This is a genomic window from Methanolapillus ohkumae, assembly GCF_032594355.1.
GTDB lineage: Archaea > Halobacteriota > Methanosarcinia > Methanosarcinales > Methanosarcinaceae > Methanolapillus > Methanolapillus ohkumae.
The window spans coordinates 915,427-933,130 of the sequence record NZ_CP131061.1; the positions used below are offsets into that span (position 1 = coordinate 915,427).

At 40.2% G+C, this 17,704-nt stretch carries 12 protein-coding genes; 7 read left to right on the plus strand and 5 right to left on the minus strand.

What is annotated here, in order from left to right; genetic code table 11:
- The first annotated feature begins 403 nt into the window (after window positions 1-403).
- The 3 genes from hmgA to MsAm2_RS03930 all read left to right on the plus strand — a co-directional run bounded on the left by hmgA (window position 404) and on the right by MsAm2_RS03930 (window position 6,299).
- Complete coding sequence (gene hmgA / locus MsAm2_RS03920; protein ID WP_338098450.1) at window positions 404-1,648, plus strand: hydroxymethylglutaryl-CoA reductase (NADPH); 1,245 nt, start codon at window positions 404-406, stop codon at window positions 1,646-1,648.
- Window positions 1,649-1,762: 114 nt separating this feature from the next.
- Complete coding sequence (locus MsAm2_RS03925; protein ID WP_338098451.1) at window positions 1,763-3,451, plus strand: ATP-dependent nuclease; 1,689 nt, start codon at window positions 1,763-1,765, stop codon at window positions 3,449-3,451.
- Window positions 3,452-3,734: 283 nt separating this feature from the next.
- Window positions 3,735-6,299: a heavy metal translocating P-type ATPase gene (locus tag MsAm2_RS03930; RefSeq protein ID WP_338098452.1), complete on the plus strand. Its 2,565-nt coding sequence runs from the start codon at window positions 3,735-3,737 to the stop codon at window positions 6,297-6,299.
- Between the two features lie 394 nt (window positions 6,300-6,693).
- Here the strand turns inward: MsAm2_RS03930 and MsAm2_RS03935 are convergent, their stop codons facing one another.
- The 3 genes from MsAm2_RS03935 to MsAm2_RS03945 all read right to left on the minus strand — a co-directional run bounded on the left by MsAm2_RS03935 (window position 6,694) and on the right by MsAm2_RS03945 (window position 10,364).
- The gene (locus MsAm2_RS03935) at window positions 6,694-7,347 is read right to left on the minus strand and encodes an XTP/dITP diphosphatase (protein WP_338098453.1); all 654 of its coding nucleotides are present in this window, start codon (window positions 7,345-7,347) and stop codon (window positions 6,694-6,696) included.
- Between the two features lie 94 nt (window positions 7,348-7,441).
- Entirely contained in the window at window positions 7,442-9,256 is a 1,815-nt protein-coding gene (locus MsAm2_RS03940; RefSeq protein WP_338098454.1) for a bifunctional N(6)-L-threonylcarbamoyladenine synthase/serine/threonine protein kinase, read from the minus strand.
- Between the two features lie 37 nt (window positions 9,257-9,293).
- Window positions 9,294-10,364 carry a shikimate kinase gene (locus MsAm2_RS03945; RefSeq protein WP_338098455.1) on the minus strand — a complete coding sequence of 357 codons (1,071 nt, stop codon included), beginning with the start codon at window positions 10,362-10,364 and terminating at the stop codon, window positions 9,294-9,296.
- Between the two features lie 330 nt (window positions 10,365-10,694).
- Between MsAm2_RS03945 and MsAm2_RS03950 the strand changes: the two genes are divergently transcribed.
- From MsAm2_RS03950 to MsAm2_RS03960, 3 genes are all read left to right on the plus strand, one after another.
- Window positions 10,695-11,699: a PhoU domain-containing protein gene (locus tag MsAm2_RS03950; RefSeq protein ID WP_338098456.1), complete on the plus strand. Its 1,005-nt coding sequence runs from the start codon at window positions 10,695-10,697 to the stop codon at window positions 11,697-11,699.
- 130 nt (window positions 11,700-11,829) lie between these two features.
- Window positions 11,830-13,317, plus strand: coding sequence for a chloride channel protein (locus tag MsAm2_RS03955; RefSeq protein WP_338098457.1), 1,488 nt, complete (start codon window positions 11,830-11,832; stop codon window positions 13,315-13,317).
- Window positions 13,318-13,577: 260 nt separating this feature from the next.
- Window positions 13,578-14,768 (plus strand): homocitrate synthase family protein, encoded by a 1,191-nt coding sequence (locus tag MsAm2_RS03960; protein ID WP_338098458.1) that lies wholly within the window; start codon window positions 13,578-13,580, stop codon window positions 14,766-14,768.
- Between the two features lie 89 nt (window positions 14,769-14,857).
- On the opposite strand, the gene MsAm2_RS03965 is transcribed toward MsAm2_RS03960, so the two are convergent.
- Window positions 14,858-15,514 (minus strand): hypothetical protein, encoded by a 657-nt coding sequence (locus MsAm2_RS03965; protein WP_338098459.1) that lies wholly within the window; start codon window positions 15,512-15,514, stop codon window positions 14,858-14,860.
- A 346-nt stretch (window positions 15,515-15,860) separates the two neighbouring features.
- On the opposite strand from MsAm2_RS03965, the gene MsAm2_RS03970 reads away from it, so the two are divergent.
- A complete protein-coding gene (locus tag MsAm2_RS03970; RefSeq protein ID WP_338098460.1) occupies window positions 15,861-16,202 on the plus strand; it encodes a hypothetical protein in 342 nt (113 codons plus the stop codon).
- 225 nt (window positions 16,203-16,427) lie between these two features.
- On the opposite strand, the gene MsAm2_RS03975 is transcribed toward MsAm2_RS03970, so the two are convergent.
- The gene (locus MsAm2_RS03975; RefSeq protein WP_338098461.1) at window positions 16,428-17,492 is read right to left on the minus strand and encodes an NAD(P)-dependent alcohol dehydrogenase; all 1,065 of its coding nucleotides are present in this window, start codon (window positions 17,490-17,492) and stop codon (window positions 16,428-16,430) included.
- Window positions 17,493-17,704 lie beyond the last annotated feature (212 nt).

The following is a 17,704-nucleotide window of genomic DNA, read 5'->3' on the forward strand; positions in this document are numbered from 1 at the left end:
TTTTTCGTCTCACTCTTCTTCTTTTGATTTTTCGTGAATTTTTTTTTGACTTTTTAATAAAAGCTCATTCCCCGTTTTTTTACTTTTATTCAAAAAGTTGCAGTCAGGCATTTTTTCATTTTGCCGCTGCCTTGTTGGGAAAAATCATATCGCTATTATTTCTTATTTTTTGTAACCGGTGGGAGTTATTCGAGCAAGCGGATTCCGGCGGCAAGTTGTCCCCCCGCCTTTTGAAAAATTCCGAAGCGAAGCGTAGGAATTTTTACGGACGAATTCTTTCTTATCCATTACCTTTTTATGAATTTAGATATTTTTCATCATAATTATCAATAATTACAATCATTGAACTCATTGAAATCATTAAAATCATTACAATCAATAATTTACGAAGGATTGAATAAAAATGTCGACAACAGAAAAGCTGACAAAAGAAGAGCAAGAACTTCTTTGCAAGATGGTTTCGGGTGAAATCTCTCTGCGTAAAATCGAAGAGTTTTTGGGCAAAGATGATTCCGCAAAACTTCGGCGCGCCTTTTTGGAATCCGAAAAAAATGTGTCGCTCGACCATATTTCTACGTACACGTTTGATTCCGGTCAAGTCGGCAAAAAAAATGTTGAAAACATGATTGGCGCCATTCAACTTCCACTGGGCGTGGCCGGCGAAATCATCATCCATGGTGAATATGCCGCCGGAAAATATTATTTACCGCTGGCAACTACAGAAGGCGCGCTTGTGGCCAGTGTCAACCGCGGTTGTTCCATTATCACAAAATCCGGCGGCGCAACCGTTCGGGTCTTTAAAAACATGATGACGCGCGCGCCCGTTTTTAAATTTAACAGCCTTTTGGAAACAAAGAAGTTTTATGACTGGGTCATGCTTCCCGAAACGTTTGACAAAATAAAAAAGACAGCGGACGCAACAACCAGATTTGGCGAATTCTTAGACATCAGCCCGTTTGTCAGCGGTAATAACGTTCATCTACGGCTTGGTTTTGATACCAAAGACGCGATGGGTATGAACATGATTACGATCGCATCCGAAGCGATCACACAAATGATTGCCGATGAAACCGGCGTCGAATGCGTTTCTCTGTCCGGAAACATGTGTACCGACAAAAAACCGTCCGCCATTAACGCAATTCTCGGCCGCGGAAAAACCGTCGTTGCTGAAGTTTGTCTCTCCAAATCCTTGATTCAGGAAACATTAAAATGCACGCCGGAAGCGATGTTTGATGTCAATTATCGAAAAAACTTCCTCGGATCCATGCGGGCCGGCTCTCTTGGATTTAACGCGCATGCCGCAAACATTGTTGCGGCTCTTTTTTTGGCCTGCGGCCAAGATCCTGCGCATGTCGTGGAGGGAAGCCTTTGTGTGACAGAAATGGACTTTTCAGACGATGGCGGACTGATTTGTTCGGTCACGTTGCCGGCCGTTGAAGTCGGAACCGTCGGCGGCGGAACATCGGTTGCGACACAGCAGGAATGTCTAAAACTTCTCGGCGTTGCCGGCGCCGGAAATATCCCGGGAGAAAATGCGCTCGCGCTTTCGGAAATTGTTGCGGCGGCGGTTTTGGCCGGCGAGCTTTCCCTCGTGGCGGCTCAGGCCGCCGGACATTTGGCACGCGCTCACGCAAGACTTGGAAGATAAAAATCGATACAAAAAATTTGTCAGTTAACTAATAATGCTAAATATTTAATATAAAAAATGCATTGTTTATTTTGTTTTTATTTTAATTATTTTAAAAAATATTATGGGAAAAATATGATACACAAACTTGTCCTCAAAAATTTCAAAAAAATAAAAGAAGAGACATTTGAATTTGACCAATTTGATATTATTGTTGGAGCAAACAATAGTGGAAAAAGTACAGCACTTCAAGCTCTAGCAATATGGCAATATTGTGTGGATTTATTTCGAATAGAAGATAAAAGCGGAGATACACGTTCAATTCAATTAATTTTGCCAAATTTTACAGCTTTACCTTTACCAGAATTTAATTTGTTATGGACAGATAGGCTTGTCAAAACAACAACAAAAAATACACCGGTATATATTGAAATTAATGTTTTTTGGAGAAACGGAACAGGTGCTGAAAAAAATTTAAACATATTATTAAATTATGTTTCACCACAATCAGTTTATGCAAAACCTGAAATCGGATGGAGTAAATTCAAAAAATTAGACCAAGAAAATGAACTACCACGGATAGTTTATGTTCCTCCGTTTTCTGGTTTAGAAACAAACGAAAAATGGCTTGATGATGGAAATATTCGTCAAAACGTTGGAAAAGCACAACCGGGTTCTGTCCTCAGAAACTTGCTTTATCGTGTAGTGGATCAGGAAATACCCGTTGTAGAAAACAAAGAATGGAATGAAATTAATTCCCAAATTAAAAAATGGTTTGATGTTGAATTGTTACCTCCTGAATATAAAAAAGGAATTAGTACGGAGATTACAGTTGAATATAAAATAAAATCAAAAATAAAAAGAGTCTTCGATATTATTTCTGGTGGCAGTGGCTTTCATCAGATTTTAACGATTTTAGCGTTTTTTCATGGATATAAGGGTGTAACAACTATTCTTTTTGACGAACCGGATGCACATCTTCATGTAAATCTTCAAAGACAAGTTGTCAATTATTTCAAACAAAAAAGTGCAGAGACAAATATTCAATTTTTAATTGCCTCACATTCAGAAGAATTTATAAAAGGTGTTGATACAAATTCGATTATTTCAATCATGTCTGGAAGACCAAAACGTATTGAAAATAATGAAGAGATAATTCAAGCTCTTAGTGATATTGATAATATAGACATAATTCGTACTCAAGATTCTCCATATATCCTATATGTTGAGGGAGAGGATGATGAACGAATATTATCATCTTGGGCAGATGTACTGAATAAATCAGATTGTTACGTAAAATTTTATCCATACATTCTTGGTGGAACTACAAAAAAAGAAATGAATGAAAAATCTAAAAAACATTATACTGCATTAAAACAGATAAATACAGATTTAAAACGCATTTTGTTGTTGGATAATGATTTAAATCCAATGAATATGCCACAAGGTCAGATTGTTTGTAATGAATGGAAACGGAAAAATATTGATAGTTATTTTTTCGTTCCTGATGCATGGAAACGTGTAATTCAAGAAGATGCGGCATTGTATACACAAGAATGTGAAGTTATTATTGATTCTTTTTTTGTAAGCCAAAACCTCATTTTACCACCAAATTCAACATGGGAAAATGTAAAAGCGAGACTTTTTGAAACATTAGATGGGAAAAAAATGTTATTTGAAGACAGTGATTCGTTATTTCACCAAATAAGAAACGTTTGTGGAATTAGTGTAACAAAAGTAAGATTAGCATCAAAAATGAAAGTTGATGAAATTCATGAAGATGTTAAACAATTTTTTAATAATATGGAAATGATTCTAAAATAAATAATCGTAATTATTTCAAATATTTCTATAATGAAAACGTATTTTTTATTTTACTATTTATTTCCTTTTTTATTCCTTATTCCTTTTTTCAAAAAACATTTCAGCAATAAATCATTATCTGTTTGTTTTACTTTTTGTTACGAATGCTATTGTTTTTTAACACTCGAATTCGGCAAATTTATATAGTATCCATTTTTATTAAGAATTCGTATTACTTTTTTAAAAATAGTTATGAATAATGTTCAAAAATAAAAACAACGAATAAATAAAATCGGTAATTCAGATGATTCAAAAAAAAGAATATATTTTGGACGGGCTTGGTTGTGCCAACTGCGCCGGAAAAATTGAGTCCGCCATCTCAAAAATCCCGGGAATAACGGAGGCAACTGTCAATTTCATGACGGCGACTTTGATTGTCCTGCAGGAAGATTCTGCCGACCACTTTTTGGAAATTGAAAAAATTGTGAAATCCATCGAGTCTCACGTAAAGGTTATTGAAAAGAAAAAAGGAGAAAAACGTCCGGTTCCGGCGGGAGCATCTTCTCAAAAACCGATGACATGCAGCATTTCCGGAGATAAAATTGAAAATCAGAATGAAAATCAGAATGAAAACCGAAATGAAAATAAAATTGAAAATAAAAAACCAAAAGCAGATGTTATTTCATTAGGCGGAATGACTTCCACTCCGAAAAAAATAAAATCAGCCGTTGATGAAAATACGGTTGAGGCGGTATTTTTGGACGAAACGGATTCCCGGCCTCAAAAATCCAAAATCGAACGGTTTTTTGAACTGGTGGACAAGAAAAAATTTGTACGCATCAGTGCCGGTGCCATATTATTTTTAATCGGCATCGCTCTGCACTTTTCCCACGTTTTGGATTCGGCAACGCCGGAGACTTCGCATTTTTCCTATCTCTTTGAATTCGGATTGTTTGTTATCAGCTACATTTTAGTCGGCGGAGACGTCGTCCTCAACGCAATCCGGGGCATTTCCAAAGGCCAGGTTTTTGATGAAAACTTTTTGATGGCGATCGCAACCTTGGGAGCTTTTGTCATCGGGGAATTTCCGGAATCCGTTGCTGTGATGCTTTTTTACCAAGTCGGGGAATTTTTCCAAGAAGCGGCCGTTAAAAAATCCCGCAAATCCATTTCGGAATTGATGAACATTCGTCCGGACCATGCCAATTTAAAATTGGATTCGGGCGCCTTCTTGCGTGTTTCTTCACAAGAAGTTTCCGTCGGCAGCACGATTTTGATTAAGCCCGGCGAGAAGGTTCCCTTGGATGGAAAAATCATTTCCGGAGAGTCGTTGGTTGACACTTCCGCGCTGACCGGGGAATCGGTTCCAAGAACACTTCGCCCCGGAGATTTGGTTTTGTCCGGCTCCATTAACCAAAACAAAATGCTGTTGGTTCAAGTCGAGAAGCCGTACGAAGACTCAACCGTTTCCAAAATCTTGGAAATGGTGGAAAACGCGTCGTCTAAAAAAGCGCCGACCGAGAAATTTATTACAAAATTTTCCCGCTATTACACGCCGGTTGTTGTCGTTTTAGCGGCATTGATCTCCTTTGCCCCGCCACTTCTTTTGCCGGATGCCACGCTGAATGAATGGGTTTATCGCGGGCTTGTGTTTTTAGTCATTTCTTGTCCATGTGCCTTGGTTATTTCCATTCCGCTCGGCTACTTCGGCGGCATCGGGGCAGCGTCCAAGCATGGAATTTTAGTGAAAGGAAGCAACTATTTGGAAGGTTTAAACAGCGTCAAAACGGTCGTGTTTGACAAGACAGGGACTTTGACAAAAGGTGTTTTTGAAGTTGTTCAAATTCAGCCGGAAAATGGTTTTTCCAAAGAGGATGTTTTATTTTACAGTGCGGCTGTTGAATCTTTTTCAACACATCCGATTGCGCTTTCCATTGAACGGGCTTGTCAAAAATCCTGTCCGTTATCCGAATTTAAAGACACGCCGGTTTTTGATTACACGGAATTTTCCGGATTGGGGGTCAAAGCTAAAACCGACTCAAAAACGATATGGGTCGGAAATGAAAAATTTATGCGGCAGGAAAATATCAATGTCGCAGAGTTTCAAAACATTCATCCGAGGATGAAATTAGGTCCGAATGAGTTTTTCGCAGGCGACGTTCAAACGTATGTATTCGTTGCGATTGATGGTGTTTATGCCGGAAAAATCATTATTTCGGATGCGGTTAAAGAGGACAGCAAGCAAACGATTTCGGATTTGAAAAAAGCGGGAATTTCAGAAATCATTATGTTGACCGGCGATAAAAAAAGTGTCGGAGATGCCTGTTCTACACATTTGGGAATAGACCGGGTTTACAGTGAGCTTTTGCCGGACCAGAAAGTGGAAATGTTGGAAAAAATCGAACGGGAACACCAAATCGGTCATGAAAACAAAAACGAAAATGAAACAAAAAGCAATAATGAAAATAAAAACGAAAATGAAACAAAAAGCAATAATGAAAATAAAAGCAAGAATAAAAATAAGATTGCATTTGTCGGCGACGGTATCAACGATGCGCCTGTTTTGGCGCGGGCGGACATTGGAATTGCGATGGGCGGAATCGGATCGGATGCTGCCATTGAGGCGGCAGATGTCGTTTTAATGCACGGAAAACCATCTCAACTGGTCACGGCGTTTAAGATTTCCAAACAAACCATCCGGATTGTTTGGCAAAATATTCTTTTCGCCTTTGCGGTCAAAGGCATTTTTTTGCTTCTCGGCGCGTTTGGAATCGCGACAATGTGGGAAGCGGTCTTTGCGGACGTCGGTGTTACGTTAATTGCGGTTTTGAATGCGGCTCGAATGATGAATTTTAAAGAAAGAGAATAAAAAACGAAAATGAAACTATTTTCCGAGTCCGAATAATTCAAAACAATTATTATTCCGAGTCCAAGAAAACCTTCTAAAAAATTCGAGATGCTTCGCATCTCGAATTTTTTGAATTAATTATTTTGAATAGATGTGTGGATGGAAACAAAATGCAGCAAGCTCAAAACCATCAACGGTTGCAGCAGCGCTAAAATTGGAAATAAACCCAAAGATTTGTATTTTGTTGAAGAAAAGTTCCCCCTTCTTTGTGTTGATTTTTTAAAAATTTGTCGCCATAACGCTCGCGGCGGCAGCAATTCTATAACTGTAAACAGATCGTAGCAAATTGTGAAATTTAAAAACCGCAGCCAAAATAAAAGCGGTGGACCTGATTTTTATAAATTTTAGTAAAAGATCATTCCACGGATTTTTTCAAATATTCCAAAAATTGATCCAGCGCGCGCCGCCTGTGAGAAATCATATTTTTAAATTCTGTCCCCAGTTCACCGAATGTTTTTCCATTGTAGTCAAAAATCGGGTCAAATCCAAAACCACCGTCTCCCCGCTCATCGTAGGATATTTTTCCATCCACCGTTCCTGAAAAAGTGAGTGGTTCTTCACCGGGTTTACAAAAAGCAATCACGGTTTTGAAATAAGCCGCACGATTTTGTTCTCCATCCATCAGCTTTAAAACGCGTGCATTCCCGAGATGGTCTTCCACAAAACGGGAATACGGGCCAGGAAAGCCGTTAAGTGCCTGAATGAAAAGACCGGAATCGTCGACCATTACCGGAATTTTTAAATCGTTGGCTGCGGCTCGCGCACTTTCCGCCGCGATCGGCTCCAAATCATCCGCCTGAATTTCCGGATAATCGCTTTTGTTTTGAATCACTTCAATTCCGAAATCCGCCAAAACCGCACGAATTTCATGAAATTTTCCGGAATTTCCCGTCACAAAAACAATCTTTTGAACCGGATCTTTTGATTGATTCTCTTGTGGTTGATTCTCTTGTGGTTGATTCGAATACTTTTCAGAATAGGATTGACCGGTATTGTTTTGGTTTGTCATAAAATCCACCTTTTTTTCTTTTTTTCTTCTTTGCTTCTTATCAGTCGCTTGAAACTGTTTACAAGGACTTTCGGTTGTCTGCCGGCCGGCCGAATTAAATGTAACGCCCTCTTAACTTGATTTCTTCCGTTCTTTTTAAGACGCTGTCCGCATTCTTAAATTCAGACGCGTACCCTTTTGAAAACGCCGCAATCAACTTGTCCGCATTTCTGTAAGAACTCTCCAGCGTCCGGAACAAAACATGAACATCAACACCTTTTGCCTCAATTGTTTTATCAGTCGCCGAAAGTCCGAAATCAATCAGATAAATTTTAAAAGCATCGGCATCCTTTTCCATACTTTTTGCATCATTTGCGCCGATATAAATCATATTCGATGTCGTTAAATCTCCGTGGATTATATTTGCCGCATGCAGTTTTCCAACCATTTTTCCGACTTCAATCCCTGATTTTTCCAAAAAAACATCATTGGATTCGAATTTTGAAATGACGAATTTCAGCGGAATTCCGTCAATGAGTTCCATGTGAATGGACGCCTCCATAACGCCGTAGACAACCGGCGTCAAAACTCCGGCGCGGCGCGCTTCCGTCATCATGCGGACTTCAATTTTCGTCCGTTCCTTTCGAATCCGGCTGTCTAAAATATCCAACCGGTATCCTTTTGAAATACGTTCCTTGATTATCATTTTTCTTTTTGGAATTTCAAAGCCGAAGGACTTCAATTCGGCCGGAAAGGGGATGGATGTCGCAGGATCAAATCCGCCTCCGAATACCCCCGGCTCCACAGAAATGACGGCTTCAGCGCCGTTTCTCATCTTTTGAATTTCCGCCTCCACATGAACCGGATTTTTATTTTTCCACGTCACGGAAACATAATCTGCCCGAAAGCCGGCGTCAACGGTCGATTCCTCCAAAGAAAGGACGTCTCCGGCTTTGTACATCAAAAGTCCGGTGTATGCAATCATCGCGCCGTTGTCCCCCATAAATCTTTTTTCCGGGACATAAAAGCGGGCGCCGCGCTCTTGGCACATGCAATCAAACATTTCCCGAAGTCTCGAATTCGCTCCGACGCCGCCGGCCAATAAAACTTCTGACTTTCCCGTGTGCGCCAACGCCCTCTCCGTCACCTCAACCGCCATTGCAAAAGCGGTTTCCTGATAAGAATGACAAATGTTGGCCAAAAACTCCTCATTAAATTCATTGGACGCGGATTTGCATCCTTTTTCAGGTGTTTTACATCCTTTTTCAGGCATTTTATTTTCATTTAAAAGACGAGTGGCTGCCGTCGAAAGCCCTGAAAAAAAGAAATCCATGCCTTTGACGGTGTAAGGAAGTTCAAGGTAGCAGGTTGCGTCTTTCGCGTATTTTTCAATCAATGGTCCTCCCGGGTGCGGCAGTCCGGCCGATCGCGCAAATTTGTCCAGTGAATTCCCAAGACCGATATCTAAAGTTTCTCCAAGGACGCGGTAGGCGCCGTCTTGATAGGAAAGAACTTGAGAATTAGCACCGCTGACATACAACACAACCGGATCCGTCGCTTCCGTTTTCCAAATTCCGACTTCAATGTGCGCCACACAATGGTTGACGCCGACCAGCGGTTTTTGAAGGATTTGAGAAATCATGCGCGCGGCGGTCGCGACAATCCGAAGGCACGGACCCAAACCCGGTCCCCGCGAAAATGCGACGGCATCAATTTCATTTCGGGAAATGCCTTTTGCTTCCAGTTCCGCAAAAACCGCGTCGATGACTTCACCGATGTGTGCCGCATGGTGCTGAGCAGCCTCTCGCGGGTGAATTCCGCCGGATGCCGGACGGTATGTGTGCGTCACTTCGACCAAAACATCTGTTCCATCCACAACCGCCGCACTCAAATTCCAGGCAGTTCCTTCAATTCCCAATACAATCGTCAATCTGAAAAACTCCGAAAATCAATCTCTTTATAATTTTTCATGCACAATTTATTAAATCTTTTTTTTCCAATTTCATTTTTTCAGAAAAAAGAGAACTTTCAAAAACAGCGTTTCTGTTGCATGTTTTTGTTTCAAAAATACGGCTCTTTGGGCACATTAAATTCCAGCCTTCTTTGACATTTTGCCGGATTTGGAGGATTTCTTTGGATTTTTGTGTTTCGTTTTCTCTTGTCGGTGGGAAAAGAGCTGTAAAAGAAGGTCCTGTTCCAGAAAGTCCGGAGACGATTCCAAAGTTTTGTCCGGCTTCCATACAAAAAACCGCCGGCTTCGGGTCAAAACCGAGTGCTGCGCAATACAAAAGACCGTTGAGTTTCATTGCTTTTTCATACAAGCCGGCCGATGCCAAATCAAATGCTATGTCCACCAGATCTTTCATCAAAACCGACCGTTGGACATTTGTTTGGGAACTGTGAACCAAAAAATCCGGGCTTAAAATCAAAACGTCATAGTGAAATTCCTCTCTTTTGAGGAGGTGCATCTTTGAATTATCGGTTAAAACGACACCTCCAAAAAACGATGCGCAAGCGTCGTCAAAAGCGCCGGTGATCGTGACTTTCGCATCTTTGGCGGCAGAAACGCCCAATTTTACAACATCCAACGGGTCAATGGTCAAACCGGATGTGGAGTTGGGTTGGGTGTTGGGTTGAGTGTTGGATTGGGAGTCGGTGTGAGATTTATATTCAAAATCGGGATCCTGGACTTGGATGCCGAGCGCGTCCAAAGCCGCCATGACACACGCGTTTGCCGCCGCACTGCTGCTTTTAAGACCGCCGGCTGCCGGAATGTCACTTTTTGTCCAAACTTCCGCCGTCTTTTTGCAATCGAACCGCTCCAAAACAAGTTCCACGCACCGCTCCATTAAATACGGATTCATGTCCGGGTCATTCAAATTCCGGCCGGATATTTTTTTGTTTCCGTTCTTTGAATCGGAAATAATCACTTGCGCATATGTTTTCATTTCCGTCGCAAACGCCGAACCTTTTTTGGATGCGATGGCATTAATTATTGTTCCGCCTCCAAAAGCGCACCCATATCCCTTCTGAATCATAAAACAAAGTAAGGAAAAGAAATTATAAAATCTCTCTGCAAGAAAAATCAGAAAAATCAGAAAAACAAGAAAAGCAAACAGAAAAAGATAAAAAACCAACGAAAACATGGTTTGTACTTTTAAATATGCCTTTTTTTAAAACATAATGTTATTTTATAGAAATAATTTATTTTCATCAAAGATATATGTAAATTATCAAAATATATATAGATTCAAACATTTTATCCCCTTCTAAAATCAATTTTATTTTTTAGTTTTTTATTATTTATTATTTTTTTGATTATTATTTGATTATTATTTTAGAACTGATGCAAAAAATGGAGACAAATTATGGAGACCAGAAAAGTACAGCAAACAGGAGGCTCAACCTATATTATTTCCCTTCCCAAACAATGGGCGGACAAAGTCGGAATTTCCGCCGGAATTCGGGTCGGAATTCAACCGCAGCCGGATGGGAAATTATTAATTTGCCCGACCATCGACTCAAAGCCGATTCGAAAAAAAACCATTGATATCACCAACATTACCGGACAAGCTTTAGAACGCGATTTCATTGCTGCTTATTTAGCCGGCTATGATATTATTGAATTCGTGTCTCCCAAAATCATGGCCGAACAAAAAAAGATTCTGCGCACCATTTGCTACAAATTAATCGGTCCTGAAATTATTGAAGAAAACTCTAACAGTGTTTTGGTTCAGGATTTGCTCAATCCCAACGATCTGTCCATCAAAAAAGCAATTCAGCGGATGTATCTGATTTCCAATTCCATGTTCTGTGATGCGATTATTTCCTTAAAAACCTGTGATTTGGATCTGGCCACCGATGTCGATGAGCGGGATGATGAAGTGGACCGCCTCTATTTGGTGATTTCAAAACAATTCAAGTCCATTCTTTGCGGGACCGACTTTTTGGATACCAGTGAGGCAACGGTTGAGGAATATCATGATTATAGGATGGCGTCCGCACCGATTGAAAGAATCGCCGACCACTCCCAAAAAATCGCGCGCGTGGTGTTGACCATGAAACCCAAATTTAATGCCGAAACCTTAGGCGAAATTGAAAAAATCAGCTTGCTGGCTAAACAAACATCGGAAAAAGCGATGGATGCGCTTTACAGCTCCAACGCCAAGTTGGCCAACCAAGCCATCGAAAATCAGAAAACAATGAATATGCTCATCAGCAAATTCAACCGCGATAAATTTGATAATCCGACCGAATTGTCTTTTGAAAACGCGCTGGCTCTTCGCATTGTCATGGACAGTATCGGAAGAATCGGAGATTACAGCATGAACATTGCCGAAATTGCTATTAACGCGTCCATTGAATCCAAATAATTAAAAACAGAATAAATTATAAAAGAATTATAAAATAACAAGTCATTAAAAAATAAATTATAAAAAAATCTTATAAAATAAAATAAAATAAAATAATAAAATATTATCGGATTGTTCGGAGGATTAAAGAATGAACGGCAGCATAAAAAGTAATCTTGTTTTTGCTCTTTATGCTTTATTTTTGGGCGCTTTTACGGGAATTGTGACTTTTTTATTTTTAAAATTGATGAATTTGGGCATTCAATTTTTATGGGTGGATATTCCGTCTCATATTGATTTTGCATATTATCCGATTGTCATTTGTTTAATCGGCGGTCTCTTGGTTGGAATCACCAAAAAAATATATGGTAATTTGCCGCCGACGCTTTCGGTTGTTCTTTTGGAAGCTAAAGAGAGCAAAAGAATTGAATACAAAAATTTGCCGGTTATTGTTCTTTGTGCGTTTCTCCCGCTGATTTTTGGTGGCAGCATCGGCCCGGAAGCAGGTCTTGCCGGCATTCTCGGAGGATTATGTACATGGATTGGCGACCACGTCAAAGCTTCGGCCAAAACCATTCAGGCGTTGTCTGAAATTGGAATGGCGGCAACTCTTGGAACCATTTTCGGCTCTCCGTTTTTTGGTGTCGCCAAAACGGTGGAGGAAGAGGAAGAAGCCAATTCCCTTTTTATTCAAAAAGTGGAAACCAAAAAATTCAAATCCGAATTTCATGACACAAATTCAAATGAAAAGAGCATGCACAAATCTGAATTTGGAAAATCCGAACCCAATCATTTTGAATCTGAAAAATTTGAATTTGAGGAAAATTTCAGGCAAATTTTAAAAGAGGAAGAATCTTTTGTCCTTCCGAAAAAATCAAAAATTTATTTATATTTAATCGCGGCCATTGCCGGTTTTGGAACTTATTTCCTGCTTTCGCATTGGTTCCCGCTCGGCGGATTTTACCGGTATGATTCCGTATCATTCGGCTGGAATGAAATTTTAGCTCTTGTACCGCTCGTTTTGTTGGGCGTTTTTTTTGCATGGATTTATTCCGTTTTCGGCTATATCATCAAAATCATTCTTCGGCCGCTGAAAAATCATAAAATTCTGACGGCGATTTTGGGCGGGCTTGCACTCGGGATTCTTGGAATGATTTTTCCGTATACGCTTTTTTCCGGAGAAGTTCAAATCGGAGAAATGGCGGCGAATTGGATGTCACTGACGGCATTGACATTGCTTCTGATTGTTTTGGCAAAATTGTTTCTCACCCGGTTTTGTATCATGTCCGGATGGCGCGGCGGTCAAATCTTCCCGGCGATTTTTGCGGGAATGACTCTTGGATATGCGGTTTCTTCCATTTTTCCGTTGGAACCGGCTTTTTGTGCGGCGATTGTGTCCGTTTCTTTGGTTACGGTCATTTTGAAAAAACCGGCGGCAACCGTGATTTTATTTGTCGCGTTCTTCCCGCTCGGATTTTTAATTCCGTTGACGGTCGCAGCATTAATCAGCGGTTTTATTCCGTTCCCGAAATTTTTGGACAAATTTGAAAAAGAAGAAATCGAAGAAGAATATTTGGAAAGAAAACAGTTGGCAGAAATGGAAAAAAATAAAATACAAACACAAGTGCCGGATGTTTAATCCATTTTTCTTATTCTTCTTATTTCTTATTTTCCATATTTTTATTTTTTATTTTTTCATGTTCTTTCATACATTTTTTCATAAATATTTAAAAAAGTTCTTGGAAAAGACATAAATATCCGGTATTTTTCTTATACTTACTTTTCAATAATTATAATTAAAGCTGAAAATAATACTAAATATTAAAAAAAATTAAAAATTAGAATAAAATAGAATAAAATTGAGAAAAACTATTCAAAAACAAAGGGCTGAATTTCGAAATGCAAAATGATGAACATTATCCGGAATATTGCCGCAACAAACTGATGGACTTTGTTGACATCCGAAAAATCGATATTGAGATTTGCGACGTCACGCTTCGCGATGGCGAACAGACACCCGGGGTTGCTTTTTCCAAAGAACAAAAAATGTCGATTGCGTCTCACTTGGATGAAATCGGAATTGAAGTGATTGAAGCCGGATTTCCGGTGGTTTCCGACTCGGAAAAAGATATTGTCAAAAGTATTTCCCAAATGGGTCTGGACGCGAAAATTTGCTGTCTTTGCCGGTCCACCAAAAAAGATGTGGAAATCGCACTGGATTGTGATGTGGACATTGTCAGCGTGTTTTTGGCGATGTCGGATCTGCATTTGAAATACAAATACCATAAGGAATTGGATGAAATGTTGGGCGTTGCGATGGATGCCATTGAATATGCCAAAGACCACGGTCTTGGGGTTCGTTTCGCGGCGGAAGACGCGACACGGACGCCGGTTGACCGCCTCATCAGCGCGTTTAAGCAAGCGGAAGAGAGAAAAGTGGATTATGTCAGCATTGCCGACACGATCGGGATTTTAAATCCGACCACCGCCAAATATTTGGTGGACAAAATTTACAATGCGGTTGACACGAAAATTTGCATTCATTGTCATGATGATTTGGGAATGGCAGTTGCAAATACCTTGGCGGCCGCTGAAGCCGGAGCGTTTCAGCTGCATACGACGGTCAACGGAATTGGAGAACGAGCTGGAAATGCGTCACTGGAAGAGGTTTTGGTGGGTCTGCGTGTCCAATATGGTTTTGAGCGGTACGATTTGAAAAATTTGGTGAATTTATCTAAAGAAGTCGCTTGCTCTTCCAAAATCATTCCGGCGATTAACAAAGCGGTTGTCGGGGAAAATGCTTTTTCCCACGAATCAGGAATTCACGTTGCGGCCATTCTTGAAAACCCGAGAACGTATGAATTATTCCTGCCGGAAATGGTGGGTGGACAACGGAATTTAATTGTCGGAAAACACACCGGTACAAAGGCGTTGGCCGGGATTATCAAAAGTATGGGGTATACGCTTTCGGATGCGGATTTCGACCGTTTGTTTGATGATGTCAAAGTTTTGACCGAAAACGAACAAAGAAGCGTCAACCGGGATGAATTGGAGTCTTTAATCTTGAATATTTTGAAAGAAAGCGATTAAATCCGCTGTTTTTGGATGAAACCGCTTTTCATTTTTTTATTTTTTCCATTTTCGTTTTTTATTTCTTTTTTCCATTTTTTTATTTCTTTTTATTTATTATTTTCATCCGATTCACGACTGATTGGAATGATTTCAATATCTGTTTTGCTGATTTTTTTGCAGAGGCGGATTTCTTTTCGCGGTTCCCACCGGTCAAAAACGAGATATTCCACCGGATTCCAAAGAACGACCCATCCGATGACTGCCAGGCCTTGTCCCAGGACTTGAGAAAATGAATTATCGCCGGCATTCACCGTCAACCAATAAGAAGCGGCCAAACAAAATCCGAGGAAGATAAATCCGAGAATGGTGCTGTATCCGACCGTCTTTGTTTTTTTGCGCATTTGCCGTTCCAAAGATTTGGCTTTTCGCTCAAAATGCATATGAATCGCGTCTTTGACGACGTTTTCTTTTTTTTCCGTCAGTTCTTTGTCGATTCTTGCGTAAATTACCAAAAGCATTTTTTTTCGAAGCGGCACTTCTTCGACCGCGGAAAAAATATATTGATCGGCATTGTTGTTGAGTTCGCGCTCGTAAAACGGGGAGGGATCCATATTATTATAAATTTGATCCGCGGAATTGAGTTCAAGTTCAATAATTTCAAGGTTTTTGTCTTCCCGCGATTTTTGAATAAAATCCATCCGGTTTTGAATAATGTCTTTGTCGATGGATTTTGAATCCATGGTTTCATATTTGCTGTTCATCATATTCCTCAATTCACTCATTTTCAAGATATATTATTATTTAAAAATAAAAATGAGTATATTAATTTATTCATTTTGGAAATTCTATGAAATAAAAGGAACAAAACAACCAAAAACGAAAACGATCGGAATGAAAATGATAAGAATGGAAAATAATGAACACGAAAATAATGAAAACGAAGGCAAAAGAGATGAAACAAAAGTAACAAAAATAAACATTTATTATCCTATCCCGAAGAATCGTTCCGATTAAATCAGATGCAGAATGCATCTGATTTAATCGGAAATACCAGTTGACAAGAAAACATGTGCTGAAACAATTGCAGCAACGCTCAAAACCGCAAACAGATTGCAGCAATGCTCAAAACCGTCAACAGATTGCAGCAATGCTCAAAACCGTCAACAGATTGCAGCAATGCTCAAAACCGTCAACAGATTGCAGCAACGCTCAAAACCGTCAACAGATTGCAGCAACGCTCAAAACCGTCAACAGATTGCAGCAACGCTCAAAACCGTCAACAGATTGCAGCAACGCTCAAAACCGTCAACAGATTGCAGCAACGCTCAAAACCGTCAACAGATTGCAGCAACGCTCAAAACCGCAAACAGATTGTGGCAACGCTCAAAACCGCAAACAGATTGTGGCAACGTTCAAAACCGCAAACAGATTGCGGCAATTCTGAAATTGTAAACAGTTGCAGCCAATTCTTAAATCATGAAAAAATGGCGGAAAAATATAATATTAACAAATAAATACTTATGATATTGGCTTTGTCACTATCGTTTTTTAAGGGAAATCGTTTTTATGCTATTTTTTGAAAAAAAAAGGAGAAATGAACAACGCCCGATGAAAAACATCGGGCTGAAGTTTATTTTGTTTTTTAATTAAAGATTCATCCTATGCTTTGCTCTTTTTTTACTCGATGAAAACGACCGGTTTAATCAAGTCTTTGGGCTTTTCTTTCATCAATAAAAGGGCTTTTTCGATGTTTTTAAACCCATCAAAGGTGTGGGTTGCCATTTTTTCCGGAGCGATTCTCTTGTAAGTACAAAGGTCAATCATCCGTTCCATTCTCAAGCGTCCGCCGGCAACGAGCCCGCCGCGAATGTCTTTGTGGGACATGCCGCAACCCCATTCCACACGCGGAATCGGAAGAGTTTCGCCGTTTCCGAAGTAGTTGACGTTGGAAATGGTTCCGCCGGGCTTTGTCATTTTCACGGCTTCCAAAATCGCGTTGGAGTCGCCGCCGGCGATGATGGTGGCATCAACGCCTCTGCCATTTGTTGCTTTTAAGATTTGTTCGACAATGTCACCTTTTTTGTAGTCGACAATGTCGGTTGCACCATATTCAAGAGCCAAGTCCGTACAAACTTTACGGTTTCCGACCGCAAAGAGACGGCCTGCGCCGTGGATAGCAGCTCCGGCAACACCCATAAGTCCGACCGGCCCGATACCGATAACAGCGACGGATGCTCCGGATTTAATGTTGGCAAGTTCTGCGCCCTGAATTCCGGTCGACGCCATGTCGGAGAGCATAACCGCCTGTTCAAGAGGCATATTTTTGGGCATTTTTGCCAAGTTCATGTCGGCGTCATTGATGTGAATTCCTTCCGAGAAAACCCCGTCTTTAATGTTGGAGAATTTCCAGCCCGAGAGCATTCCGTTGGAGTGCTGCGGGTAGCCATCCTGGGAGGCAAGAGAACGCCAGTCCGGGGTAATGGCCGGAATAACCACGCGGTCACCGACTTTAAAATCCTTCACTTCACTTCCGATTTCAATAATTTCGCCGCCGGCCTCGTGTCCGAGAATTAAGTTGTGGCGGTCTCCAATGGCACCTTCGAAAACGGTGTGGATATCAGACGTACAAGGAGCCAAAACGATCGGCTTTACCAATGCGTCATAAGGCCCGACTTCCGGCTTTTCCTTTTCAATCCAACCCAATTTTCCGATGCCTAACATCGCAAATCCTTTCACTTTCATTTAAAAACCTCCTTGTTATACAGGCTTTTAGTCGACCTGTTAATGAATGACGTAATTTTAGTGGTATAAATAGCTTTCCATTAATTATCATGATAATATCTTATATTAGTGGAATCCTATATTATTCAACTATTTTTATCTTTTAAAATTAAAAAAACAACTAAAATCAATATCGGCTAAATCTTTTGAATTTATATGTCAACCTTAAAAAA

Coding starts and splice junctions, on each gene's coding strand:
- MsAm2_RS03960 (WP_338098458.1), top strand. CDS start 13,578: ATGCAAAATGATGAACATTATCCGGAATATTGCCGCAACAAACTGATG.
- MsAm2_RS03950 (WP_338098456.1), top strand. CDS start 10,695: ATGGAGACCAGAAAAGTACAGCAAACAGGAGGCTCAACCTATATTATT.
- hmgA (WP_338098450.1), top strand. CDS start 404: ATGTCGACAACAGAAAAGCTGACAAAAGAAGAGCAAGAACTTCTTTGC.
- MsAm2_RS03975 (WP_338098461.1), bottom strand. CDS start 17,492: ATGAAAGTGAAAGGATTTGCGATGTTAGGCATCGGAAAATTGGGTTGG.
- MsAm2_RS03965 (WP_338098459.1), bottom strand. CDS start 15,514: ATGATGAACAGCAAATATGAAACCATGGATTCAAAATCCATCGACAAA.
- MsAm2_RS03925 (WP_338098451.1), top strand. CDS start 1,763: ATGATACACAAACTTGTCCTCAAAAATTTCAAAAAAATAAAAGAAGAG.
- MsAm2_RS03930 (WP_338098452.1), top strand. CDS start 3,735: ATGATTCAAAAAAAAGAATATATTTTGGACGGGCTTGGTTGTGCCAAC.
- MsAm2_RS03945 (WP_338098455.1), bottom strand. CDS start 10,364: ATGATTCAGAAGGGATATGGGTGCGCTTTTGGAGGCGGAACAATAATT.
- MsAm2_RS03935 (WP_338098453.1), bottom strand. CDS start 7,347: ATGACAAACCAAAACAATACCGGTCAATCCTATTCTGAAAAGTATTCG.
- MsAm2_RS03955 (WP_338098457.1), top strand. CDS start 11,830: ATGAACGGCAGCATAAAAAGTAATCTTGTTTTTGCTCTTTATGCTTTA.